The following is a 10,938-nucleotide window of genomic DNA, read 5'->3' as shown; positions in this document are numbered from 1 at the left end:
GTGGTGTGCATGAACAGGATAAGAGCTTGACGCCTCACCTATAGTGGTTCCGTCTGTCGCTAGGAGCAATGCCTTAGCAGAGCCTGTTCCTAAATCAATGCCAAGCAACATTAGGCTAGTCCTCAAATCATTCAGCGTCTTAGCAAACGCGCGATCGCTTGCACCAATTCTTCCGGTTCGACAGGCTTCGAGATGTGCATCCCAAATCCGGCAGCTAAGGCTTGCTGCTGATTGATTTCTCCAGCATAGGCAGTAAGTGCGATCGCAGGAATCGTGCCTCCCTGTTGGGGCGACCACTTTCTAATTTGCCGAATCAGCGCATAACCATCCATCTCTGGCATCCCAATGTCACATAACAACAGATCGGGGACAGATTGATTCAGGTGGGTCAATGCCTGTACACCCGAAGCAGCTGTCGTAACTTCTGCACCAGATTGCGTCAGGGTGAATGCTGCCAACTCCCGCATATCTGCATCGTCGTCCACAACCAAGACCCGAACACCTGCTAAGTCTGTCGCATTTTCTGAATGCCTACGATCGGAAGAGGGTTCCGGCTCAACGAGGTTTAACGGGAGCCGGATAGTAAATGTAGCCCCTAAGTTTTGTCCTAAGCTGTCTGCTTGAACGGTTCCTCCATGCAGTTCGGTAAAATGACGGACGATCGCCAGTCCCAATCCCAATCCGCCGAATTGTCGGGTCGTTGTCCCATCTTCTTGACGGAAGTAGTCAAACACATAGGGTAAGAAGTCTCGACTGATGCCTTTTCCAGTATCTTTGACTTGAATCTGAGCATACGTGCCAACTTGCTCTAGTCGCACTTCGATTCGTCCTCCGCTTGGGGTGAACTTCACGGCATTGGAAAGGAGGTTCCAGACTACTTGTTGCAGGCGATTCGTATCGCCTAAAACCGTTCCTGAAACGGGATTAAATATAGTTTGGATTTGAATGTGTTTGGCTTCGGCTGCTAGTCGTACCGTTTCTAGGGCGGCTTCAATCGTTCCTGCTAGATTTACGGGAGCGACGTTTAACGTCATTTTTCCTTGCAGAATGCGCGAGACATCCAACAAGTCCTCAATTAATTGGGCTTGCAGCTTGGCGTTGCGTTCGATCGTTTCCAGCGCTTGCTGCGTTTTTGTGGCATCGAGTCGCCCAGTTCGGAGCAATTTTGTCCAGCCCAGAATCGGATTGAGGGGCGATCGCAACTCGTGGGACAACACCGCTAAAAATTCGTCTTTAATCCGGTTAGCGGTTTCTGCTTTGGCGCGATCGCTTTGAGCCGCCCGGTACAACTGAGCATTGTCAATCGCCAAGGATGCACGACGAGCCAATTCCTCTGCTAGTTGCAAATCTGCCGGGGTATACTGTCGTTCTGATTCGGCGGAGATAAAGGAAATGACCCCTAGAATTCGTGCCTGAGTTCGTAGTGGCACCGTCATTACCGATTTGAATCCCACCTGCCGTAGAATCTCTAAATGCTCTGAATCACGCGCTGCCTGCACCAACACTTCATCAGGAATATCGGGCACTAAATCCGGTTGTCCAGTCCGCAATGTGTATGCAGCACCGCGAGGGTCATCTGGGTTTATCGGATACTTGTCTCTAATCTGATATGCCCATTCCAGCTTGGCAGGGTCGATGTGAGCAACCGCAATCTGCGCGATCGCACCGTTCTCTTCTATCATGTGAACCGTACACCAGTCGGCTAATTCCGGCACCGTAAGCTGTGCGACGCGCTCTAGAGTCGTTTGATAATCGAGTGAGGATGCAAGCACGGCACTCGCCTCAGAGAGAAAGCGTTGGGCAAGCTCTAACCTGACGCGCTCAGTCACATCTACCACATAGACTAGAACGCCTTCGACCTGACCATTTGAGTTAACAGTCGGAAGATAGTAAACGTTATAGTAACCGGGACGGCGATCGCCGCGTCCGGGAACTTTCACCGCAAAGTTCGGTGAAATGAAGGGATTCCCTGTGGTGTATATCTGATGAAAGACTTCAACTAATTGGGGATCGAATTGACCAAAAAGATCGGGAATTGAGTAGCCTAAGTGTTGCTCGCGAGTTAATCCATTAATTTCTGCTAATGCTTCGTTGATGGCAATAAATCGCTGCTTTTCATCTAACAGAGCAAGTCCAATGGGTGATGTTTCAAAAATGGTTTCCAGTTGGCGCTGTGCGGCTTCTGCTTCAGAGCGTGCAAGGCGCTCGCGTTCTAACAGTTGTTCTCGTTCTTGTTCTGCTTGCTTGCGCTCCGTCACATCCAGCACCAGCGATAACACCGAAATCATCCGTCCCGATTCGTCCCTGAGACTGGAGTTATACCACTCGCAATGCACAATGTTGCGATCTTCGGTGTAATTGCGGTTGTATGAAAAAATATGGGGTTCTTCACCATAGACCAGCCGTTGGCAGACTTCAGCAACTGCTTCCAGGTCTTCCTCAAAGACAAAAGGTATCTCTGTTAAAGATTTACCCAGCATTTCTTCGGCTTTCCAGCCCAAAATGCGCTCTGCACCAGCAGACCACCGAATGACTTGAAAGTCTCGATTCCATTCAACGACTGCCATAGGAGAGTTTTCAACATGGAAGTTGAGCTTTTGTAGGGCTTGACGCAACGCCTCTTCCGCTTGCTTGCGTTCTGTGATATTTATGACGACACCAATCGAGTGCTTGGGATTTCCCTGAACATCATAAGTAAACTTTCCTCTCGCTTCCACCCAGTGAACCGAGCCATCTGACCAACGTAGGCGATATTCATGGTGATACTCTTTCTTTTGGGCTATGGCTTGCTGAAATTTCGCCTCAGCTTCTGCTAGGTCATCGGGATGAACCCGACTTGCCCAAACTTCATGGCTGGGTTCGCATTCATTCGGTTGTAGACCCAGGACGGTGAAGTGTCCTTCTGACCAAAGCAATGCCTCGGTCTGCATATCCCAGTCCCACGTTCCCATGCGTCCGACCTTGAGCGCGAGTTGCAGATGAGCTTCACTTTCTCGCAATTGTTCTTCTGCCCGCGATCGCTCTACGGCTAGCCAGGTTTTTTGAGCAATTCGCTCCATCTGCACCACATCTTCCTCCGTCCAGCGCCGGGGAGCCACATGGTGCAACACTAACAATGCAACAAATCGCCCTTCTTTCACTAAGGGAACACACACGAGAGATTTGGTTTGAATTGCATCAAAGGCAGCCGCCCCAACTCCGGCTGTCCGAGGATCGCGATCGACATCATCTACGACGATAGTTTTGCCCTGCTTTAATTCAGCAATGAGTTCACGACCAAACGAATCCATGTGATGGCTACCGACGATGCTGACGACACCATTGCAATAGTCGCGATCGACGATGACGTATTCCTGAGTGGAATCAATTTCACCGTAGGTACAGCGAGTGACATTGAAGTGCTCTCCTGCGGAGCGAACCACCCGCCACATAATTTCCTTCGAGTCTTGAATGGCACGAATCGCATCATTCAGTTCAATCAGAAACTGCTGCTGTCGTTCTTTTTCCTGTAGCTCTGCCAGCAGTGACTCAATCTGTTGCCTTGCCCGCACCTGGGCTGTCACGTCCATGTTATAAACCAACACGCCCTGAATGGTTTCCTCCGCATCCCGCCAAGGCGCAAAGATGCAGTTGAAAAATCCTTCTTCCAACACACCATTGCTGTTTCGATCCCAGTAAGCAAGCGACTCATTTCCAATGAACGGTTCTCCCGTTCGGTAAACACGATCGAGCGCTTCAAAGTAAATTTGCCCCTCTAGCTCCGGGAAAACGTCCCGCATTGATTTACCGATAATGTCTGGAGTGCGCCCAGCCACTTGCAGATAAGTTGGATTGGCAAATTCATACACAAGATCGGAACCTTTAACAATTCCAATCATGGCAGGCAATTGCATCAGGATTTCATGCAACCGCTGGCGTTCGCTTTCTGCTTCGAGTCGGGCAGTTTGTTCTCGATCTAAAAGGCGATCGCGCTCCGCTTCCATTTGTTTGCGTTGGGTGATGTCAACCGAAACGCCAATCATGCGAACTCCTCGTCCCGTCTCATCCCGATAGACTTGCCCCTGACTGTTGAGCCAGCGCACAACGCCGTCTGGACAAATTACTCGATACTCCGGTGTGTAGGGCTGTTCTCCAGCCATTGCCCCTGCCGTCGCTTGGATCACCTGTTGTCGATCGTCTGGATGAATGAGCGCAACAAACTCTTCTCCCGTCCCTTCATAAAGACCCCAAAAGTCTAGAGCATTAGCAGAACACACCACTCGATTGCTCTGCAAATCCATATCCCAGACAACCGTTTGAGCCGCCGTCAGTGCTAATTGCAGGCGTTCATCGCTTTCTCGGAATGCCTGTTCAATTTGTTTGTAATCGGTCACGTCTTTGAAGATAACGACGGCTGCAATAATCTGCCCTTGGTTATCTAAAATCGGTGCTGAGTTGACGTTAATGAAGACGCGGCTACCATCATCTCGATGAATTTCTATCTGTTCGTTGGTGACGACCTCACCTGTTTTTAGCGATCGCACCAATGGATACTCATGAGGGGCATAGAGCTGACCATTTAAGCGAAAGATTTCACAGGGAATCAGGGGTGCATATTCCTCAAGCTCAAGCAACTGTTCGTAACCATACCCAACAATTTGCTTGGTTTGTTCGTTCGCCAGAGCTAACTTACCAGATGCCGCATCAGCAATCATGACTCCAGCAGGCATTTGTCGCAATACGGCTTCAAATCGGGCGCGTTCAATTTCAAGCTCGTGCAACAACCGTTCTCGTTCTGCCTCCGCTTGCTTGCGATCGCTTACATCCCGAAAATAGACCGCTACCCCTGCCGTCGAGGGATAAGCATTCGCCTCTATCCAACGCTGAACAGATTCCCCAAATTCTTCCCAGGAAACAGGAACCTGTTGTGCCACTGCCCGATGTAGTTCCCGATATGCAATGCCACCGACCAACTCAGGAAAAACCTCATTCCAAACGTGCTTTCCCAGTAACTCTTCTGGCGTTTTGTGCAGGATTTGAGCCGCCGCCCGATTCACGTAGGTGTAGCGCCAGTCGCGATCGAAGGCGACAAAAGCATCTGTAATGCTTTCAAGAATCGTTGCAACCTTGTGTTCAGTTTCTTGGGCAGGGAACAACTGTTCGCTTTCAAGAGTGCGGGCAAAGCGTTCAATGACTTCAGAGCGAGAAATTCCTCGCCTGTGAGCCTCTTGATCGAGCGATCGCCATGCTGTATCGGTGAGAGATAGGCTAACCCGTTGTTTCGTCTCTGAGTTCCAATTGCTAACAAACTTGCCTGTGCCGTCGCGCTTCATGAACAGCCATCCGTATACATACACGGTCTTCTCTATTCAATCTGAGTCGCTACGTCAGGAGAATCCGTCTTAAGAGAGATGCTTTGGAGAGAGGGAATACGGATGCGGATGATACCTACGAGAATCGGGCTAGCGTTCCTTCCTTTAGCGCCAAACTCATGCAAATTACGCAAGTGTTCGGCAACAGTTTCGACGAAAAGTGACGACTCTCAAAGAGCCAGAAACCTTTTTGCGACTTGAGCCGAAATCTAATTTCTGGGGAGGTCTAATGGGTTAGTCTATACTGACAGATGGCAATTCCTACCGGGTGAAGATAGGCTTGTTCGACCAGCATCGCCAACAATTAGTGGAAAAAGATGCACCCCTGGCTGCGAGGATGCGCCCACGTACTCTTGATGAGTTTATCGGGCAAGACCACATCCTAGGCTCCGGGCGTTTGTTACGCCGTGCGATTCAAGCTGACCAGCTTTCTTCCCTGATTTTTTTTGGTCCACCGGGTACGGGGAAAACAACTCTGGCTCGGATTATCGCCAATACCACCCGCGCTCACTTCATTGCGATTAATGCCGTCCTTTCTGGGGTAAAAGAAATTCGGGATGCGATCGCTACCGCTCAAAAACGCCAAAAAGAACACACTCAGCGCACAATTCTTTTTGTTGACGAGGTTCATCGCTTCAATAAATCTCAACAGGACGCCCTGCTTCCTTGGGTGGAAAATGGGACGGTGATTCTCATTGGTGCAACCACAGAAAATCCCTATTTTGAAGTTAACAAAGCTCTTGTCAGCCGTTCCCGCATCTTTCAGCTAAAGCCCCTCAATGAAGCTGACTTACGCCGCGTCCTCGAACAGGCACTCGCTGACGCAGAACGCGGTTATGGTCAGCTATCTGTAATCTTAGAGCCGGATGCGATCGCACATTTGGTCAATGTCGCTAATGGTGATGCCCGTTCCTTACTCAATGCCTTGGAATTAGCCGTCGAAACCACACCCGCCGACGAAACTGGAACGATTCGCATTACGCTATCTGTCGCGGAGGAATCGATTCAGCAGAGGGCTGTACTCTATGACAAGGAAGGAGACGCCCACTTCGATACGATTAGTGCCTTTATCAAAAGTTTGCGCGGTTCCGACCCGGATGCAGCTTTATATTGGCTAGCAAAAATGGTTTATGCCGGGGAAGACCCCCGCTTCATTTTCCGGCGAATGTTAATTTTAGCCAGTGAAGATGTGGGACTCGCTGACCCCAATGCCTTAGTTGTTGTAAATGCCTGCGCCAGTGCCTTTGAGTGGGTGGGGATGCCAGAAGGACGCTATCACTTGGCTCAAGCCACGCTTTATCTCGCCAATGCGCCCAAATCTAACAGCACGATGGGATTTTTTGATGCGCTAGCGGTGGTTGAAAAGGAACGGGAGGCAGAGGTACCCAATCACCTCAAGGATGCCAACCGGGACAAGAAAGGATTGGGACATGGTGCAGGCTATCTTTATCCTCACGCCTACCGCGACCACTGGGTAGCACAACAGTATTTACCGAGTAGTTTGCAGGGACAGGTGTTTTATCAACCTTCAACACAGGGATTTGAAGGAGAAATTAAGACGCAGGTGGCGCGTCATCGGGAAGCACAGTTGGAAGCAGTGGCAGAAGGTGTTTTTATCTCACCCGTGGAAGTGCTAACAACAGGCCCGACTGACCGCACAGTTGACCGTTGGTTGCAGCGCACGTTGAGTCAGATTGGCGAGCAACTTGCAGGGATACGCGATCGCATTTTCACCCTTGCACAACTTCAGCGTCACCATGTCATTTTGGACTTGAATGCCGGGAGTGGTTTACTCACCTTTGAAGCTTTGCGTCGCGTACCAGAAGGTGGCGTTTATGCCTGTACTCACACTGCTGATGAAGCAAAGGCACTCCAAGAGCAAGTGGTAGCGCTTCCAGAACTCAATCGTCCCGTCCTATTGAGTGCTACCTTAACCCAATTGCCAAAGGTTTTAGCTGCCCAATCCTCTGATATCCGATTTGACTGCATCATCGGGCGAAATGCACTTATCCACGAACCGGATAAAGCAGCAGCAGCCAAATGGTTAGCCCAATTACTGCAACAGTCGGGCGTTTTGGTACTTGCAGAAACAGTGCCACGCCACACGCAACGGCTTTATCGTTTGCTCGAAAAGTCGAAACCCAATGCCGACTTATACCAGCGATTAGTGGCAGCGGAAGAGGCAATTTACAGCGACATGTCAGATCCAATGGTTAACTGGGATGCGTTTGATTTGAGAAAAGCTTTCGAGTCGGCGGGATTGGTGGTTGAAGTGACTGAGGAGCGATCGCAAACCTCCATGCATATTACACCCGCCTTAATTGACCGCTGGTTCGCAACGACTTCTGTAAGGAATAGACCCTCCTATGCGGCGCATTTGGCGAAGCACCTCCAAGAACAAGAAATTCGGACTATAAAAGAGCTATTTATCCGCTCCCTGCTTCATCAGACCGTTAATTGGGAAAGCGCGATCGCTTTTGTACAATCTTCGTTATCGTAGGGGACGTGACGGATTTCCGATTCATTTCGAGTATTTAGATTATGGAAGAAGTTCTTGAGATACTCAAAAAAGTCATTCTAGGGCTAGTTGGTGGTGGAGCGGCGTTATTAGCTTTCTATCTGGCACTGTTTTTTTCGATTATGGTTCTGGTTCCTACCAGTTCTCCTAATCAACTAGAAGAATGGACAAACACTGTGGTGACAGTGTTTGGTATCAAAATGACTCTACTCTGGATGCAACGCTTAAAAGGGGCTGCCATTGGTATGGGTATTGTCCTTCCCCTTGCTGCCATTGCTTGGTTTTCACTCCGAACATTAATTAAGCAACAGTAGTAATAACAAGTAATTTGTAATCAGACAGCAGTTAAACAAAACAGCGGTTAAGTTTTCAATGCTCAACCTAATTTATGGGCTTTGTTGCGGTAGCACTAGCGATTTTACCTTGATTCTGTCACTTAAAAAAAGCACTTCTTCCTATAAATTAGGCTAAAAAGAAGTAGACATTTACTGAAAAAAGGAGCTAAATTCATGAATCAATCTATTTCTAGATTAGTAGATAACCTGCCAAGTAGCAGCATGACCGTTTATATGCTGCGATCGCTCGATTATGTCGTTCCCGGTGAGTGGCAAAACTTGGTGGGATTTGAAAATACTATCCGTGCGGTGACAGGTGTTACCGACAAAGGTCTGATTGAGGAGATTGGCGAAAGAGCGATCGCGCTGTACAACGATCCAACCCAGAGTTATCAACAAACCTTATGGCTTTACCAAACCATTGACCGTGCTGATAGTGCCATTGGTGCAGCAGCACTAGCGAACAAAGTTGGCGAGAAAATCAGCTTCCTGAATTTTTTAAACCAGCTTACTCCCAAAGCGGATACCGTACAAGCGATTGATTTGTCCCTAAAGCTGGTTGTCGAGTTGATTGCCTTTTGTCGGTTGCACGGCATTCCTACCAGCATTGAAGCATTTAGAACTTCTTTAGGAAAGTATCACAACGAATCCATAATGCGAATGGCTGCGCTAGTTGCTGTTGATGGATTGATTCCGCTTGGCCCCAACTTCATCCTCAAAGCTCAATCTATTCTTAGCCAGGTCAATCCTTCGCAATTAGAAGGAAATACGACCTATCAGAGTATCAACAGTGCAATCCCTGGCGGTACTACGGCTGGAAAATTAGGCTTCATCGGTGAGAGTTTTGCCTCAGTTAACGGCTGGATGAATAACTTTGTTGCATCTCGCGGGTTAACACAAGAAAATGTTTTGGGGCACTTACAACAGTTTATGAATACGGCTGATAGTAAGTTGGATTATCTAGCTGCATTCCTAGATATGTCAACCAATTACTACGAGCATACGGGTACGCAAACTGTGGCTCGAAATTTGATTTTACGAGCAGCCGAACAAACTGAAGGTAAAGGTAAAGACAAAAAGAAAAAGCACAAGGACAAAGAAAAGGAAAAAGGTAAAAAAAAGAAAGATTAACCAGAGTGCGATCGCTCCTCATTCTCTCAAATGGAGACAAGTACAGGCATCAAACGAGGAATAGAGAGTATAGAGCATGGTCGAACACGCCCTATTGAGGAGTTAGGGCAGGAAATGCTGTAAAAATAGGCTTTCAAGTTAGAACAACTAAGACGGTAGAAGAGCAAATAGAGGCAAATTACCTGTTTGTTAACATACACATTACTATCAAGATTTGATCTTGCAGAAATATCTTACCATGACGCAATCAGAAGAAATATCCGTCTCATTAGATATGATTCGCACTGACAGTGATATTGAATCTAAGGAAAAACAACATATATGTATAATTAAACGTTTTGCCAAAGTTATGCGAGATGGTGACGATTATCCATCAGTTATATGCTTTTTTGATGGCAAGCATTACAGACTTATTTACGGTATTAATCTTTTGAAAGCTGCTGAATTAGCGGGACAGAAGACTATCCTAGTAGATGTTCATTCTAACCCGTATATTTATCCACGCAAAAATGACGATAAGGGTAGGACTGTTAAGAAGGTACTATCCCTACTAGAGGCAATGGGTGAAGATGAGAAATTGAACTGGTCAACCTATAAAATTGCTGCTATATGTTGTGTTAGCGAGCGCACAGTCTGTAATTGGATCAAGAAATGTGGCTACGAAGCTCCCGAAGTAATTCAAGCATGGAATAGACACGGTGCAAAAAGAGATTACCAAGTTAATACACATAACATTCGTCAAAGCAATCAATCAAAATCAAAAGCAAATGGATTTAATTGGACTGCTATTAATGACAAGCAATTTGAAGAAATTGTGTATGAACTAGTCAAGTCTTATAATCCAAATTATATCGATTGGAGAACTGGAACAGGTGGTAAGGGCAGAGATATAGAGGCTAAGTTCAAAATAAATGGTGGCTTGGATGAAGAGAGAGAAGAACTCTACTTTATTGAAGCCAAGCACTTTAAAAAAGGCGTAAACTGGGTACATCTTTCAAATGCATTTACTTGGGCAGAAAAATTCAAGCCTTCAGTTTTTGTTATTGCTGTTTCAAGTCATTTAGCTAATAATTGTAGAGATGAAATATCAGATTGGGAAAAGATTCATTCATATATTCATGTTATTCGTTGGGATCGAAAAAATATTCAAGAATTAGTTTTATCTAAACCAGCTGTCAAAAATCTAGCTGTAAAGTTAAAACTAATACCTAAATCTATGCAATGACAATTGCCTTAAACTTTTAGTGAGATCGCCTACCGCCGTAGCTTGGGTTGACGCTCTTGTAAGCCAACGCCCACTTCCGTCCAATATCTACGCCAAAGGCAGCAATCGCATTTCAGCATTGGTGAGGATAGCGATCGCTTAATTTATCAATCGCGCCAGATCCCAATTAGTCTGCCTCAGAAATGCACTCGCTAAAGATGTCATTCAAGTCAAATCTAGGGAAAAATTGGCTCTGTTGAACTAAAACGTAGCGCTCATCGTGGAACTGATAAATTTCAATAGACCTCCTGCATGAATGGTCAAGTAGTGTGCCAGTTCATAATCGAGATTGCACAATAAGGGAGTAGATCAGCATCAAGAAACTGGGGAGTTGGTATG

Annotated in this window: 6 protein-coding genes; 5 read left to right on the top strand and 1 reads right to left on the bottom strand. The window is 47.1% G+C overall.

What is annotated here, in order from left to right; genetic code table 11:
* Positions 1 to 131 precede the first annotated feature (131 nt).
* The gene (locus NDA06_RS25315) at positions 132 to 5,312 is read right to left on the bottom strand and encodes a PAS domain S-box protein (RefSeq protein WP_190987037.1); all 5,181 of its coding nucleotides are present in this window, start codon (positions 5,310 to 5,312) and stop codon (positions 132 to 134) included.
* A 313-nt stretch (positions 5,313 to 5,625) separates the two neighbouring features.
* On the opposite strand from NDA06_RS25315, the gene NDA06_RS25310 reads away from it, so the two are divergent.
* The 5 genes from NDA06_RS25310 to NDA06_RS25290 all read left to right on the top strand — a co-directional run bounded on the left by NDA06_RS25310 (position 5,626) and on the right by NDA06_RS25290 (position 10,702).
* Positions 5,626 to 7,851, top strand: coding sequence for an AAA family ATPase (locus NDA06_RS25310; RefSeq protein WP_190987038.1), 2,226 nt, complete (start codon positions 5,626 to 5,628; stop codon positions 7,849 to 7,851).
* Between the two features lie 41 nt (positions 7,852 to 7,892).
* Positions 7,893 to 8,183 (top strand): hypothetical protein, encoded by a 291-nt coding sequence (locus tag NDA06_RS25305; protein WP_190531206.1) that lies wholly within the window; start codon positions 7,893 to 7,895, stop codon positions 8,181 to 8,183.
* A gap of 195 nt (positions 8,184 to 8,378) precedes the next feature.
* Positions 8,379 to 9,335 carry a hypothetical protein gene (locus NDA06_RS25300; RefSeq protein WP_190987036.1) on the top strand — a complete coding sequence of 319 codons (957 nt, stop codon included), beginning with the start codon at positions 8,379 to 8,381 and terminating at the stop codon, positions 9,333 to 9,335.
* 238 nt (positions 9,336 to 9,573) lie between these two features.
* Entirely contained in the window at positions 9,574 to 10,560 is a 987-nt protein-coding gene (locus NDA06_RS25295; protein WP_190415974.1) for a restriction endonuclease, read from the top strand.
* Between the two features lie 19 nt (positions 10,561 to 10,579).
* On the top strand, positions 10,580 to 10,702 hold the full coding sequence (locus NDA06_RS25290) for a hypothetical protein (protein WP_277878960.1): 123 nt from the start codon (positions 10,580 to 10,582) through the stop codon (positions 10,700 to 10,702).
* The last annotated feature ends 236 nt before the right edge of the window (positions 10,703 to 10,938 follow it).

Origin of the sequence: Trichocoleus sp. ST-U1 (assembly GCF_039961835.1) — a bacterium.
In the GTDB taxonomy this organism is placed as follows: Bacteria; Cyanobacteriota; Cyanobacteriia; order Cyanobacteriales; family FACHB-T130; genus FACHB-T130.
This window is presented reverse-complemented; position numbering and strand designations above follow the sequence as displayed.

Coding starts and splice junctions, on each gene's coding strand:
- NDA06_RS25295 (WP_190415974.1), top strand. CDS start 9,574: ATGACGCAATCAGAAGAAATATCCGTCTCATTAGATATGATTCGCACT.
- NDA06_RS25315 (WP_190987037.1), bottom strand. CDS start 5,312: ATGAAGCGCGACGGCACAGGCAAGTTTGTTAGCAATTGGAACTCAGAG.
- NDA06_RS25305 (WP_190531206.1), top strand. CDS start 7,893: ATGGAAGAAGTTCTTGAGATACTCAAAAAAGTCATTCTAGGGCTAGTT.
- NDA06_RS25300 (WP_190987036.1), top strand. CDS start 8,379: ATGAATCAATCTATTTCTAGATTAGTAGATAACCTGCCAAGTAGCAGC.